This window comes from Marinobacter mangrovi (assembly GCF_016798325.1).
Taxonomy (GTDB): Bacteria; Pseudomonadota; Gammaproteobacteria; order Pseudomonadales; family Oleiphilaceae; genus Marinobacter_A; species Marinobacter_A mangrovi.
Window position 1 is genome coordinate 47,324 of the sequence record NZ_JAERVO010000008.1, and the last position, 15,345, is coordinate 62,668.

Genomic DNA, 15,345 nt, shown 5'->3' on the forward strand with positions numbered 1-15,345 from the left:
CCGTGTCCAAATTTACAGGCGATGTGTCCCTGATCCGGGGCAATTCGACGGGCAGACGGCGGAAGTGTGCATTATCCTAATCGAATTGCATGGCACATCGAAATTGAGGAGAACCGACAGATGAAATCCCGCGCGGCCGTTGCCTTTGGCCCCAATAAGCCCCTGGAAATCGTTGAAGTGGATGTGGAACCACCCAAGGCGGGCGAGGTGCTGGTTCGCATTGTCGCTACCGGCGTGTGCCACACCGACGCCTACACCCTGTCCGGTGCCGATCCGGAAGGCCTGTTCCCGACCATCCTCGGCCACGAGGGCGGCGGTATCGTTGAAGCCGTCGGCGAGGGCGTGACCTCCGTCGAAGTGGGCGATCACGTCATCCCCCTGTACACCGCCGAGTGCGGCGAGTGTAAGTTCTGCAAATCCGGCAAGACCAACCTGTGCGGCTCGGTCCGGGCTACCCAGGGCAAGGGTGTGATGCCGGACGGCACCAGCCGCTTCAGCTATAAGGGCGAGCCGCTGTATCACTACATGGGCACGTCCACCTTCTCGGAATACACCGTGCTGCCGGAAGTCTCCCTGGCCAAGATCCCCAAGGAAGCCCCGCTGGACAAGGTGTGCCTGCTGGGTTGCGGCGTGACCACTGGTATCGGCGCAGTCCTGAACACCGCGAAAGTCGAGGAAGGCGCCACCGTGGCCATCTTCGGTCTGGGCGGTATCGGTCTGGCCGCGATCATCGGTGCCAAGATGGCCAAGGCCGGTCGCATCATCGCCATCGACATCAACCCGGCCAAGTTCAAGATCGCCGAAGAGCTGGGCGCCACCGACTTCGTCAACCCGAACGACTACGACAAGCCGATCCAGGAAGTCATCGTCGAGATGACCGACGGCGGCGTCGACTACTCATTCGAGTGCGTCGGCAACGTGAAGCTGATGCGCGCCGCTCTGGAGTGCTGCCATAAGGGCTGGGGCGAATCCATCATCATCGGCGTCGCCGGCGCCGGCGAGGAAATCAGCACCCGCCCGTTCCAGCTGGTCACCGGCCGGGTCTGGAAGGGCTCCGCCTTCGGCGGCGTCAAGGGCCGCACCGAACTGCCCGGCTACGTGGAAAAAGCCGAAAAAGGCGAGATCCCGCTGGACACCTTCATCACCCACAACATGAAGCTCGAAGACATCAACGAAGCGTTCGAGCTGATGCACGAAGGCAAGAGCATCCGGACGGTGATTCACTACTGATCCATCGCCCAACCCCGGGCTCCGCCTTTCGGCGGCCCGGGGCCTCTCTCCCTCAACGTTTTCCCGGCAACACTGCCCTTACCCACTTCTGTTTTATTTGGTAACCAAACGGGATTGGGCAATCCACTCGCCACACCGCCCCCCTATAATGACCCCAATCTTCGAACAGGGATGGTTCCATGAAAACATTGGGAATGCTGTTTTTTCTGTCTTTCCTCCTCGTCGGCTGCGGTGGTTCATCGTCAGGCGACACATCAGATAACACCTCGGCCAGTTCGGATTCCGATCCCATCACCGGCGGCGATTGGTACCAACCCGTTCCACTGGTGACCTGGCAGTGGCAGCTCCAGGGCACGGTGGACACGGACTACGACGTGGAAATCTACGACATCGATCTCTTCGATTCGGACGTGTCGCTCATCCAGTCCATCCAGGCCACCGGCAAGAAGGTCATCTGCTATTTTTCAGCCGGCTCCTATGAAAACTGGCGCGACGATGCCGGAGACTTCGAGGCCGCCGACCTGGGCAACAGCCTGGATGGTTGGGACGGCGAACGCTGGCTGGATATCCGCAACGAGAACGTGCGCGAGATCATGGCGGCGCGGCTGGATCTGGCGGTCGATAAGGGCTGCGATGGTGTCGAACCGGATAACATGGACGCCTACACCAACGATCCCGGCTTCGATTTCACCGCCGCGGACCAGCTCGCCTACAACCGCTGGATCGCCAACGAGGCCCACCAAAGAACGCTGGCCGTGGGTCTAAAGAACGATCTGAACCAGATTGACCCACTGGTAAATTATTTTGATTTCGCGGTGAACGAAGAGTGCTTTGAGTACAGCGAGTGCGATCGGTTGCAGCCGTTTATCGATGCCAACAAGGCCGTGCTCAATGCCGAGTACCAGGATCAGTACGTCAACGATGCCACCGCTCGGGCGGCCCTGTGCACCGATAGCGTCAACCGCCAGTTCAGCACGCTGGTGCTGCCACTGGACCTGGATAACAGCTTTCGATACAGCTGCAACTGAAGCGGCCCGGGAAAACGCTGAAAATAGGCTATTCCCCGAATTGACCGGTTTCGGCTGGAGGCAGAAAATTAGCCTCCTACCGAAATGGACATTCACCCAGCCGAAGCGATTGCCATGCCTGATATCCGAATTCAAACGCCGCTTTTCCTGACCCTGTGCGCCCTGCCCACCCTGGCGCTCGGCCAGGCCACGCCGGAACTCAACACCATCACCGTCACCTCCGGTCGCCTGGAACGCTCGCTGTATGACACACCGGCCGCCATGTCGGTCGTAGACCAGTCGGAGATCCAGGACGGCCAGCAGCGCCTGAAGCTGGACGAGTCACTGGGACAGGTGCCCGGCGTGTTTCTGCAGAACCGGGAAAATTTCGCCCAGGGCGAACGACTCTCCATTCGCGGATTCGGAGCTCGCGCCCCATTCGGCGTGCGCGGCGTCACTGTTTTGGTGGACGGCATTCCCTACACCCTGCCCGATGGCCAGGCCCAGCTGGACGCGATCGACCTGGACAGCGCCGAGCGCATTGAGGTGATTCGTGGCCCGGCATCCGTGCTCTACGGCAACGCGGCGGGCGGCGTGCTCAGCGTCACCACGCCGGACGGTCGCTACGACGAGGATCACACGACCCTGCGCCTGGAAGGCGGCAGTGATGGTTACGGCAAGTTCGCAGCCGGACACAGCGGGCACGATGGTCCCTGGTCCCACAACATCAGTTTTTCCGCTTTGAATTTCGACGGTTACCGGGACCACAGTCACGTGGAGAAGTACCTGCTCAACGGCAAGCTGCGCCGGGACCTGGGCAGTGGCCGGGCGCTGACCCTTGTCCTGAACCTGCTCGACAATCCCCGATCAGACGATCCGGGCGCCCTGACCGCTGAACAGGTGGAAGAAGACCGTCAGCAGGCCGGCCGTTTCACCGAGGAGTACGACACCGGACAGACCGTCGACCAGCAGGTAGTGGGCCTGCAGTACGAGGATCTTTCCGCCGGACCGGGCGAGTTCTACGCCAAAACCTTTTATCTGCACCGGAATTTCGACCAGCAACTGCCGTATCCCGGCGACAGCCTGATCAACTACGACCGCGACTACTATGGCGCCAGCACCGAGTACCACCAGTCTCTGTCATTCGGAAGCCTGCCCTTCCGCTACGTCACCGGGATTGAAGCCCGGCGCCAGGAAGACGACCGCGGCCGTCGCAATGTCGCCTTCTCAGGGGAGATCGAAGGCGTCAGTGCCGATGAAGTGCAAACAGCGACCGCACTCGGCCTGTTTGCCCAGGGCGACCTGGACCTGACCGATACCGTGACCGTCTCTCTCGGCGGCCGCTTCGACCGGGTCGACCTGGAAGTGGACGACGATTATCTCGACGATGGCGACCAGAGCGGCGACAAGACCTTCAACCAGTGGAGCGGATCGGCCGGCCTCAGCTGGCGTTACCGGCCCGACCACCAGGCTTACGCCAACATCAGCACTGCGTTCGAGACGCCCACGTTCTCGGAGTTCGCCAATCCCAGTGGTGTCGGCGGATTCAATCCCGACATCGAGCCCCAGAAATCCGTCAATCACGAACTGGGTCTGCGTGGGAATTTCGGCTACAACGTCGACTACGACCTGACCCTATTCTGGGTCGACGTGCGTGACGAGCTTATTCCCTACGAACTGGCCGGCGACAGCGACCGCACCTTCTACCGCAACGCCGGCGACACCACCCGCAAGGGCATCGAGATGGCCGTCGGCTGGCGCTTCGCTCCGGCCTGGCGCCTGGAATCCGCGCTGACACTCGCCCGCTATCGCTTTGATGACTATGAATCGTCCGGTAACAACTACGACGGCAACCGCATTCCCGGCCTGCCGGAAAAGACTTGGAACAACCAGCTGAAATGGCAGGGCTCTGGTGAGCGTTTCGCCGCGATTGAAGCTCGCTACGTGGGCGATATGAAAGCCGATGACGCCAATACCGTCGACGTGGACGACTACTGGCTCTTGAGCCTGCGGGGCGGCGACGGCTGGTACGTCAGCCGCGACACCCTTTTGAAAGCCTATGCCGGCATCCGCAACCTGACCGACGAGGAATACTTCGCCAACGTGCGCATCAATGCCAGCAACGGCCGCTATTACGAGCCGGCCTCGGGACGCACGGTCTACGCGGGACTGGAACTGACGTTCTAGTGTCCCGTCGGGGAAAGGCGCTGATCTAGCGGGTACCGGGCAGGTCGCCCCCGGATTCCGGGATAGTCATCGAACCACTGTGCCGAATCCGGAAGGCCTTGGGCGTAAACCCGGTCAGTCGCTTGAAAAAACGGGTGAAGTAGGCCGGCTCGGAAAACCCCAGCATGTCGGAAACCTGGCTGATGGTGAGATTGGTGTAGGTCAGATTGCGCTTGGCCTCCAGAAGCACCCGCTCGTGCAACAACTGCAAGGCGCTGGCGCCGGTCTCACGCCGACACAGGGCATTGAGATGGGCCGCCGTGATGCCCAGGGAATCGGCAAACCATTCGATGGTCGGCTGGCCAAGGAAATGGTTTTCGATCAACGTCTGGAACTGACGCACATGCTCGCCGGACCGCTCCGACCGTGGCTCACCCCGGTGCGATGACGTTCCCTTACGAGACACATCCCGTTCGCGCCGGCGCATCAGCTGGCTGACCAGCGCCTGGATCAGTCCATGCAGCGCCATGTCCCGACCGATGCCCGGGTCGCGATATTCCTCGGCGATCTCGTCCACAAGGTGCTGGATGCGCCGGGCCGCCTTTCCCGCTTGCAACGGATAGAAGCCGGGGCGGGTCAGCACCGGCGCTGCGGCGCCCGGCCAGTTGGCCAGATGCTCCGCCAATGGTCGGGCGAGCGTGATGATGTGGCCGTCGATATCTTCACTGAACCGAAAACCATGAATGGTCATGGCCGGGATCACGATGAGCAGCGGACCCTTCAGATCATGTTCCAGCCCTTCCAGCTCCAAAGCGACCTGCCCGGTCTGGATGTACAGCACATGCACCAGATCCGCATGGCGATGGGTGCGGATATGCCAGTCGTGGAGCCGGCTGCGGGCGGCAATGGACTCGCAGTGCAGCAGATCCGGCGTCGGCCACTGCCGGGTCTCACCATAGAGTTTGAAGACAGGAACCCGGTCCATCTCGGGTGCCGTTCTGACCGTTTTTCCCATCATTCTGCCTCCCGCATTCCTCGATCAGCCAATCTCTAAAAAGTCCAATTCTTTGTTCAGATTTTGCCTTATATCGCCGTTCATTTCCCGGAAAACTACAAATAACAACGAGAGCAAGAACAACCGAGGTACACCCATGAAAACAACAATCGCCATCATTGGCGCCGGACCGTCCGGCCTTCTCCTGGGACAGCTTCTACAACGACAGGGCATCGACAACGTAATCCTGGAACGCCGCAGTGGCGACTATGTGCTCAGCCGCATTCGTGCCGGCGTGCTGGAACAGGGCATGGTGGATCTGCTGCGCGAGGCCGGAGTGAGCGCGCGGATGGACGCCGAAGGCCTGCCCCACGACGGATTCGAATTAGCCGTCAACAATCGCCGGGTCCGTGTGGACCTGAAAGGCTTGACTGGCGGCAAGTCGGTGATGGTCTATGGCCAGACCGAAGTCACCCGCGACCTGATGGAAGCCCGCGAAGCGTCCGGCGGGCAGACGATCTATGAAACCGACAACGTGCGGCTTCACGATCTGGAGTCGGCCGCACCCTTCGTCACGTTCGAGAAAAACGGTGAGACTTTCCGCCTGGATTGCGACTACGTGGCAGGCTGCGATGGCTATCATGGCGTCTCACGCCAGAGCATCCCGGAGGATCGAATACGCACCTTTGAAAAAGTGTATCCCTTCGGCTGGCTGGGTCTGCTGTCCGATACGCCACCCGTCTCCGAGGAACTGATCTACGCCCATCACGAGCGGGGCTTTGCCCTGTGCAGCCAGCGCTCAGCCACCCGCAGCCGATACTACGTGCAAGTGCCCTTGACCGAAAAGGTGGAGGACTGGTCGGACGAGCGTTTCTGGGACGAACTGAAACGCCGTATTCCGGACGACGCCGCCGCCAACCTGGTCACCGGACCGTCCCTGGAGAAAAGCATCGCGCCCCTGCGCAGCTTCGTCGCCGAGCCCATGCAGTTCGGTCGGCTGTTCCTGGTGGGCGATGCGGCGCACATCGTTCCCCCGACCGGCGCCAAGGGACTGAATCTGGCGGCCAGCGACGTCAACAGCCTGTATCGATTGCTGACAAGGATCAGTCAGGACGGTCGCACCGACCTGATTCCCAACTATTCCCGGGCCTGCCTGAACCGGGTCTGGAAATCAGAGCGCTTTTCCTGGTGGATGACGTCGATGCTGCATCGCTTCGAGGGACAGGACGAGTTCGAGTACCGGCTGCGCCAGGCCGAACTGGACTACCACATCCAGTCCGAAGCCGGCCTGCGCGTGATCGCAGAGAACTATGTGGGCCTGCCCTACGAATCCATCGAATAATAGACGGCTCAATCCTTCGGGCGCCGCCCCTGACCGAACAGAACGGATTTGCTGTCCTCGTTGACCACCGCCTCCTGGCTGATCTCATCGGCCAGGGCATAGGCGCGCTGCACGGCCGGGCGTTCGCCGATGGCGTCCAGCCAGCGCTTCACATTGGGCAGGGTTTCGATGTCCTGCCCCTGTTTTTCCCAGCCCTTGGCCCAGGGGTAGGTCGCCATATCGGCAATGGAGTACTCGCCCGCCATGTAATCGCGATCCGCCAGCAGGTCGTCCAGCACGCCATAAAGCCGCTCGCTCTCTTTGACATAACGATCGATGGCGTAGTCGATTTTCTCTGGCGCGTACTGCTTGAAATGGTGGTTCTGCCCCAGCATCGGCCCGAAACCGCCCATCTGCCAGTACAGCCATTGCAGGGTATCCCAGCGCTGGCGCAGGTCCTTTGACAGGAATTTGCCCGTCTTTTCCGCTAGGTACTCGAGGATCGCGCCGGATTCAAACAGGGAGAGTGGCGCACCGCCATCCACCGGGTTGTGGTCCACGATCGCCGGGATCTTGTTGTTGGGAGAGATTTTCAGGAAGGCCTCACCAAACTGGTCACCCCGGCCGATGTGGATCGGGATGGTCCGGTATTCCAGACCGGCCTCTTCCAGGAAGATACTGATCTTGTGGCCGTTCGGGGTGGTCCAGTAATAAAGGTCGATCATGATCGGGCTCCTTCATTCGCGGCGTGAGTGCACGCCAAGGACATTCCGATGGGCAGCGTGCGCGGAAAAGTGTCATTGCCCACCAATATAGACGACCGGTCTATTATGCACCAATCGTGCAGGATCGCGTCAACTTTCCTGCTCGTCGGCCGATCGGGTGGCGCCCTCCAACAACCTCCAATTTTGTGACCCAGTTCACACCGGAACCAAAATGAACACGCCGCAACAATTCCATACGCCCCTCGAAGCGACAGATCGCAAATCCATGTAAAAACCCGTTAAATATCTGTTTTTTATGACCTAAACCCGACTTATGTCGGCCTACACTGAAACCACCTTAACGGCGTTTTACACAGCCGCGGCCTCATATGACTAGACGGACTGAAGCAGCTGTCAGTCAGGCCAAACACCCGTGGCCCATTACGGCCTAAGATCACAACAAAACAATAAGTGCACAAATGTCCCATTAAGAATGCCCGACAGGATGCATCGCTGAAGGAACGCACCCCGTAACCCGGGCAGAACAAGAAAACAAATAATGGAGTATCCACATGACAAATCAGGCGCCCCAGCCGTCCCGACTCCTGATCTCGGCGGTCACCCTTACCCTGGCCGGTATGGCCTCCACCGCATCCGCCAGTATGGGGAATATCGGTACCACCTACGGCATCCTGCCAACGGATGTCGCGTCTGCCCAGGCCTTGTCCATGTTCAACAGCCAGGTCTCGGCGACCTACTACAACCCGGCTTACCTGGCCAAGGATCCCCGAGGCGAACTGACGTCCGGTTTGATGCACGCTCAACCGGAGCTGCGTGCCAAGTCACCGTACCGGGATGGTGACGTGGTCTCCGATCAGGAAAGTCAGCACGTCCTGATCGGCATGAAAACCAACCTGACCTCCCTGACCCGTTTCGACCACCCGATCTACCTTGGCTTCATGGCCGGCGTGGAGAAGTACGGCAAGGAAATGCTCGCCTTCGAATCCAACACCTCGGAGACCGGCCAGTTCCTGGAATACGGCCGCCAGCCCCTGTTCCTGCTGCTGGGGGGCGCCACCACGCTCTGGCGCGGCATCGATGTGGGCGCTTCGGCGCGCATCACGCTTCACTCCAGCGCGAGCCTGAAGACCACCACCGACCTGGCCGGGAACACGCAGTACGAATCCCTGACGGTGAACGCGAAGCCATCCATCCGCTCTATCCTCAGTACCAGCATCGATCTCGGGGAGACCTTCTGCCCGGACAGCGAGTGCTGGCTGGACGGCTGGGAAACCGCCTTCGCCTACCGCAGCAGCTCCAACACCAACACCGAAGTCAGCGCCAACACCGTCATTCCGGGCCTGATTCCGGAGAGCGCTCCGCTGGTCTTCTCGGTGCTGACCTATGACTCCTACCAGCCGTCCATCTACGCGGCCGGCATCCAGTACGGCACCGATTCCTGGCGCCTGGGCCTGACGCTCGAGCAGCAAAACTGGTCGGACCTGGAAGACGAGTTTGACAACGACACGATCAAGGACCAGGCCAATGCCCGCTTCAAGGACATCCTGATCCCGCGGATCGGTGCCGAGTTCAAGTTTGCCGAGCACTTCGGCCTGACCCTTGGTTTCGCGTACCAGGAGTCCGCACTCAAGAGCAACAGCACCCAGGACGTCAACTACTTCGATAACGACAAGTACATCGCCGGTATCGGCCTGAGCGCGGAGTACACCCGCACGCGCGTGCTGACCTACCCGGTGCGTTTCGATATTGCCTATCAACGCCAGATGCTGCAGGACCGCGATTTCACGATCGACAGCACCAAGCCCGGCACCCGTGACGGCGAAGTCGTCACCACCGATGGCGAAGTCGATGTGTTTAGCGGCTCTGTAACGCTGAAATTCTGAGCAAGAGGTACAGGCCATGAAATACAACAAGATATTGGCTCTGGCCCCCGCATTGCTGCTGGCAGCCTGCGGGGGTGAAGAACAGACCGTGAACGAACCCCAGATGCCGGGCTCGGTCGTCTACGCCTACCCGGCGGACGGCCAGGCCAACATCTCTACCAAAGCGGATGTGGTCCTGCGGTTTTCCAACGCCATCACCGATGAAGACGCCGCCAGCAAGATCCGGATCACGGCGGCCGGCAGCGATACCAGCGTGCCGTTCAGCGTCGAGAAGGTGGACGGCGGCAACAGCCTGGTCCTGTCTCCCGACAGCGAGCTGGCACCAGGCACTGAATACACCGTCAGCTTCGCGGATAACCTGGACGCAGCTGGCAATCGAACCATCGGCACGCCCAACGCCGTGGGCGCCGATGGCGTCCAATTCACAACCCGGGGCAGCCTCACCGGCGTGGCCCAGCTGGCCAACCTGTCGGCGGACTTCAAGGTCGTCGACACGCTGCCGGATGGCGACACCTTCAAGTTCATGGATTTCTCCACCATCCGGTTGCGTACCAGCCATTCGATCCATCCGGATTCGGCCGTCTATGGCACCACGGTTTCCCTGCTCGACGGCAACGGCGAACTGGTGCCGGCGACGTTACTGGTCTCGGACAACAAACTGACGGTCGATCCCTGCACCGTGGATGATCCCCACCAATGCGGCAGCGCCGACGACCAGTTGGATCCTGACGAGACCTACACGCTCAGCATCAACGGTCTGATGGACATGAAGGGCGACTCGCTGACCTACGAGAAAACCTTCACGCCACAGGAAACCGGCCCAACCGAAATCCTGTACCAGAAGATCGTCGACTCCAACTTCAGCGAACAGTCGATCCTCGATGGCCAGTACGTCAACGCGGTGACGCTGAACTCCGTACTCCAGGGCACCGCCGGCCCGTCTCAACAGACCGGCGCCCTCTATGCCGAACTGGGCTACGCCCCCAGCTTCCCGGGCGACACGCCGGTGCCGCTGCGCGTACCCAAGGGCACGATCCTGCAAAGCACCAGCCTGGACGTAAAAATCAATGGCAGCGTCCCCATCCTCAACGCCGAAACCGGCCAGCCCCAGGAGACCGGCACCATCAAGGTCACCATGCTGTCGGATGCCATGGGTTACCTCTACCCCAATCCCTACAGCGAAGACGACGAAGCACCGCGCCACGTCCGCCTGTGGATGGACGTATCCATGAACACCGAGGAGGCCCAGCCTAACGCGTCACTGTCCCAGGACCTGTTGCGGGTCGAGCTGACCGGCATCGCCATCGTCAAGGACGGCATCCTGACCATCGACGCCATCGGCATGGTCGAACCCAACCTGCTGGGCCAGGAATACACCGACTCCACCATCGCCTTCCACATCGAGGCGGATACGTCCGAGCAGATGACCGCACCGGACCGCCCGATCGATGAAACCGGCCCGGAACTGGTGAGCTGGATGCCGGGACCGGAAGACGCCATTCCCGACACCCGTCAGGCCATGCAACGCCCGGGTGACCCGGTCGTGTTGAACTTCGACGAACCGCTGGATCCGGATACTGTGGCCGGTGGTGTGACGCTCTATGCCGACGGCACGGAAGTGAGCGACGTACGGACCAAGCTGGATGGCACCACGATTGCGGTGAACCCGGTTGGCGGGTTGGAGCATGGCGTGGACTACACACTCAATATCAACAGTTCGCTGACGGATGTGTCGGGGAACGGGGCGACGACCCGGACGTTGAGTTTTGCGTTGCCGGCCCTGGATACAGAGACACCATCGGTCACCCAGCGTTCCCCTATTGCACTGACCACCTACCCGGGCTATCCGTGTGAGACAACCGGTGTTGATCTGGCCGCCGGTACTCATGGACAGTGCTGGGACGACGCGCCCGATGGCGAACAGGGCGACGTTCTTCCACTGTCGACAATGCCGGCTGACCGCCCGATCGTAGTGGTTTTCTCCCAGTCCATGAATCTGGACTCCATTCGTCTTGGTGAAACGTTTAAGGTCGAGAAGGTCAACGAGGACACCAGCTTGATCGAGGAAGTAACAGGCAGACTGGAGAAGAGCAACCAGCGCATCCGCTTCTATCCCGATAAACCGTGGGAAAAAGGCGCTTATTATCGCTATACACTGGAATCGGAACAGGATGGTACGTGTACCGACGGTACGAGCGACACAATCGTCTGTGGCGAGAACAACCTGGCTCTGCAGACCGATCTTCTGGAAGATCCCGAAGATGTCGGCGGCCAGCCTCTCACGATCTATTTCGAAGGTGGCGACAAACGCCAGTCAGTCTTTACACCACTTCGAAACCTGCCAATCCGCGACGTGAACTCAAACTACATCGTCGACTGTGATGGAGGTTTGGGAGGTGAGGACTGCCTGGAACCCTTTGACCATGAGCCTGACGGTTCTGGCGGCTTCCTGCCGTCGGCCAACGCCGCCAAACTGCTCGTGACCGACCAAACGGCAACCGTACTGGGCGCTCGAATTTCGGGCAATGCTCGTGTTGGCTGCGAGACAGGCGGGGCGGACTGCCCGCGTAACAAGTTCATCTATCAGACCTACGGCCTGAATACTGAAGTGGTCGGTCCCGCAGTGGACGAGGAAACCGGGAAAACGGGCGTTCGGGTTCTGCTTTATCCAACAATGCTTGCGACGACAAATGCCAGCGTTTATCTGGATCCGCTGGGCGAACAGCGAACAGGACCACAGATCCTGCGCATGCGTTACGCAAAGGACGACCCGAACTGCACCAGCGATTGCGCTCGCAACAGTCTGATTCCCGGCATCATTATCGAAGGTGACGATGGTCAGCCGATCTTCAAGACGGAAGCCGAGCTCACCCTGGACGCTCCGAACTTGACGGTCCCGTTGGAAGGGGTTCTGCATCACAACCTGTACAGCTACCCGTTCACGCTGGAATTGAGCGGCCCCATCACCTTCTTTGATGATGGTCGCATGCAGATTGCGCAGATCAGCCACAACGTGCCGGAAATCAACGTCGTCGTCTCCAGCCAGAGCGCCATCGTCAACGCCGGCGTGGACTTTATCAGCTGTCTTGGCGGACTGTTCACCGGTAACTTCGGCGCGTGTCAGCAGATTATCGATGCAGGCGATAGCGAGAGCTCTGGCGCCGTCTCCATCCCACTGGTGATCCCCGAAAATGGCGTTTACCTGAACTTCATCTCCAATCCCATCAAGGAGATTCCAGAAGACGGCTGATACCAGCCTCGAACCAAAAGGCCAGCCTTCGGGCTGGCCTTTTTTATGGTCACGGGAAGTCCGCGGGGCGCCTTCAGCGCCTCAGAAGCTAAAGCGTCTGCTACATGCTCGAGTGAGCCGTAGACCTATCCATCACGCCTGCGGATATGACACGCGGTCTGATCGAAACCCATGGACACCATCGCTGGAGAAAAGGACACGGACGTCCTTGACCGCCATAGCGGGCCAGGGATGGCCCTCTAGGGCGGCGGAAGCGATGGTGTCCATGGGTTTCAGCCCCAAGGTATGAATTCAGATATGTCCACAGCAACCTATCGTTTGCCGCCCATCTCTAATGGGTCAAAGCCGCCCAACGGATGACCAATGGCCGGCCTTTTCAACTCCACCCACATTCCTGCTAATCTGGTTGCCTAAAAAAACCAGAATAACCACCACAGCGACAATAACAAACCGGGAGAGATCAGCATGGATAACGGCATCCACTACCGCACCTGCCACCTCTGTGAGGCCATGTGCGGCGTCGCCATCGAAGTGAAGGACGGGCAGATCGCCTCGGTCAAGGGCGATGCGGACGATCCGTTCAGCCACGGCCACATCTGCCCCAAGGCGGTCGCGCTGCAGGATTTGCACAACGATCCGGATCGCCTGACCAGGCCGCTGCGCCGCACGGCCGACGGCTGGGAGGAAATGGAGTGGGACGCGGCCTTCGATTTCGTTGCCGAACGTCTATACCAGATCCGCCGCGAGTACGGCCGCAACGCCGTGGGCACCTATCAGGGCAACCCCAACGTCCACAACCACGGCGCCATGATTGCCGGGCTGCCCTTCCTGCGGGCCCTGGGCACCCAGAACCGGTTTTCCGCGACCTCCAACGACCAGCTGCCCCATATGCTGGCGAACCTGGAAATGTTTGGCCACCAGGTCCTGTTCCCGATACCGGACATCGACCACAGCGAACTGATGATCTGCATCGGCGCCAACCCCATGGCTTCCAACGGCAGCCTGATGAGCGTGCCGGACTTCCGGGGCCGCCTGAAAGCCCTCAAGGCGCGAGGCGGCCAACTGGTGGTGATTGATCCGCGGCGCACCGAGACCGCCCGCGAAGCCGATGAATTCCACTTTGTGCGGCCCGGTAGCGATGCCCTGTTACTGATGGGGATGCTGCACACGCTGTTCGATGAAGACCTGGTCAACCTCGGTACCGCCGAACACTGGAGCCGCGATCTGGACCTGGTGCGACTCGCCTGCCTGCCCTACGCGCCCGAAGCCGTGGCTGGTCATACCGGCGTCGATCCCACCCAGATCCGCATTCTCGCCCGCCGGCTGGCCACCACGCAGCGGGCGGTCCTCTATGGCCGGATCGGCACCAGCACGCAGTCGTTTGGCGGCATCGCCACCTGGCTGATCTACCTGCTGAATATCCTGACCGGCAAGCTGGATGCCACCGGGGGCCTGATGTTTACACAGCCCGCGGTCGATCTGGTGGCGCTGGGCGCCCTATCCGGCCAGCGCGGGCATATTGGTCGCCGGCACAGCCGGGTCAAGGGACTCCCCGAGTTCGGCGGCGAATACCCCGCCAGTGCCATGGCCGACGAAATCCTTACTCCAGGCGACGGCCAGATCCGGGCGTTCGTCACCATCGCCGGCAACCCCGTCCTGTCCAGTCCCAACGGCACCCGCATGGAGCAGGCCCTGGATCAACTCGACTTCATGGTCTCGGTGGATTACTACCTGAATGAAACCACCCGCCACGCCGACATTATCCTGCCGCCCACCCACGCCCTGGAGCGCAGCCACTACGACCTGATCTTCAATATGATGGCGGTGCGCAATGTGGCGAAGTTCAGCGAGCCGCTGTTCGAACCCTCGGCCAACGCCCGCCACGACTGGCAGATCCTGCTGGCACTCGCCCACCGCCTGGAGCGGCTGAAAAAAGGGGGCCGTCTGGGGCTCCGGCAGGAGCTGGGCTGGCAGGCCTTCAAGCGACTGGGGCCGGATACGCTGCTGGATGTGGCCCTGCGCACGGGGCCTTATGGGCAACCGGTGGGCCGACTACAGCCTCTGCTGCAGCCGGCCACGGACCTGATCGAAGCGGTCCTTCCCAAGCGCCACCCCTTGCGACATCTCACCCGATTGAGCCCGCTGGACCGTCGCTGGCAGGATCTGCCCAAAGGCCTGTCGCTGGCCACATTGCGTGAGCAGCCACACGGCGTGGATCTCGGCCCCTTGCGCCCTTCCCTGCCCGACCGGCTCTACACCCGGGACGGCATGGTCAACCTGGCCCCGCGGCGTTACCTGGACGATCTGCCCCGGCTGTACGAGGTTTTGATGGCCACGCCCGGGAGCGAGATGCAGTTGATCGGGCGCCGCCACGTCCGCAGCAACAATTCCTGGATGCACAACAGCCAGCGACTGGTGAAAGGCAAATCCCGCTGCACGCTGATGATTCACCCGTCCGACGCACAGCGCCTGGGCGTGACCGACGGCGCGGAAGCCGAAGTGACTTCGGCGGTCGGTTCGATTGTGATCCCCGCCGAGATCACGGAAGATATCATGCCCGGCGTCGTGTCGATCCCCCATGGCTGGGGCCATGATCGCTCGGGCACCGCCCAGCGGGTGGCCACTGCCCACGCCGGGGCCAGCATCAATGACGTGATCTGCGACGATCAGGTCGATCCAGTCAGCGGCACGTCCGTATTGAATGGACAGACCGTCCAGATCCGCGCCCGTCAGCCGGCGGAAGACCGCCAGCGGGCCTGAACCAACACT

General features: G+C 60.9%; 9 protein-coding genes. 7 read left to right on the forward strand and 2 right to left on the reverse strand.

Annotation, left to right across the window (positions count from 1 at the left end; translation table 11 throughout):
* Positions 1 to 120 precede the first annotated feature (120 nt).
* From JL474_RS19510 to JL474_RS19520, 3 genes are all read left to right on the forward strand, one after another.
* Complete coding sequence (locus tag JL474_RS19510; RefSeq protein ID WP_123636218.1) at positions 121 to 1,230, forward strand: S-(hydroxymethyl)glutathione dehydrogenase/class III alcohol dehydrogenase; 1,110 nt, start codon at positions 121 to 123, stop codon at positions 1,228 to 1,230.
* Positions 1,231 to 1,409: 179 nt separating this feature from the next.
* Positions 1,410 to 2,258, forward strand: coding sequence for an endo alpha-1,4 polygalactosaminidase (locus tag JL474_RS19515; RefSeq protein WP_203143507.1), 849 nt, complete (start codon positions 1,410 to 1,412; stop codon positions 2,256 to 2,258).
* Between the two features lie 114 nt (positions 2,259 to 2,372).
* On the forward strand, positions 2,373 to 4,424 hold the full coding sequence (locus tag JL474_RS19520) for a TonB-dependent receptor family protein (protein WP_203143508.1): 2,052 nt from the start codon (positions 2,373 to 2,375) through the stop codon (positions 4,422 to 4,424).
* 25 nt (positions 4,425 to 4,449) lie between these two features.
* On the opposite strand, the gene JL474_RS19525 is transcribed toward JL474_RS19520, so the two are convergent.
* Positions 4,450 to 5,421: a helix-turn-helix domain-containing protein gene (locus JL474_RS19525; RefSeq protein WP_203143510.1), complete on the reverse strand. Its 972-nt coding sequence runs from the start codon at positions 5,419 to 5,421 to the stop codon at positions 4,450 to 4,452.
* A 133-nt stretch (positions 5,422 to 5,554) separates the two neighbouring features.
* On the opposite strand from JL474_RS19525, the gene pobA reads away from it, so the two are divergent.
* Positions 5,555 to 6,739, forward strand: a complete 1,185-nt coding sequence (pobA, locus tag JL474_RS19530; protein ID WP_203143512.1) for a 4-hydroxybenzoate 3-monooxygenase — start codon at positions 5,555 to 5,557, stop codon at positions 6,737 to 6,739.
* Between the two features lie 8 nt (positions 6,740 to 6,747).
* Here the strand turns inward: pobA and JL474_RS19535 are convergent, their stop codons facing one another.
* On the reverse strand, positions 6,748 to 7,443 hold the full coding sequence (locus JL474_RS19535) for a glutathione S-transferase N-terminal domain-containing protein (RefSeq protein WP_203143514.1): 696 nt from the start codon (positions 7,441 to 7,443) through the stop codon (positions 6,748 to 6,750).
* Between the two features lie 551 nt (positions 7,444 to 7,994).
* Here JL474_RS19535 and JL474_RS19540 point away from each other — a divergent pair.
* The 3 genes from JL474_RS19540 to JL474_RS19550 all read left to right on the forward strand — a co-directional run bounded on the left by JL474_RS19540 (position 7,995) and on the right by JL474_RS19550 (position 15,336).
* Entirely contained in the window at positions 7,995 to 9,326 is a 1,332-nt protein-coding gene (locus tag JL474_RS19540) for an aromatic hydrocarbon degradation protein (RefSeq protein ID WP_203143516.1), read from the forward strand.
* Positions 9,327 to 9,342: 16 nt separating this feature from the next.
* Entirely contained in the window at positions 9,343 to 12,576 is a 3,234-nt protein-coding gene (locus JL474_RS19545; protein ID WP_203143518.1) for an Ig-like domain-containing protein, read from the forward strand.
* Positions 12,577 to 13,041: 465 nt separating this feature from the next.
* Complete coding sequence (locus tag JL474_RS19550) at positions 13,042 to 15,336, forward strand: molybdopterin oxidoreductase family protein (RefSeq protein WP_203143520.1); 2,295 nt, start codon at positions 13,042 to 13,044, stop codon at positions 15,334 to 15,336.
* The last annotated feature ends 9 nt before the right edge of the window (positions 15,337 to 15,345 follow it).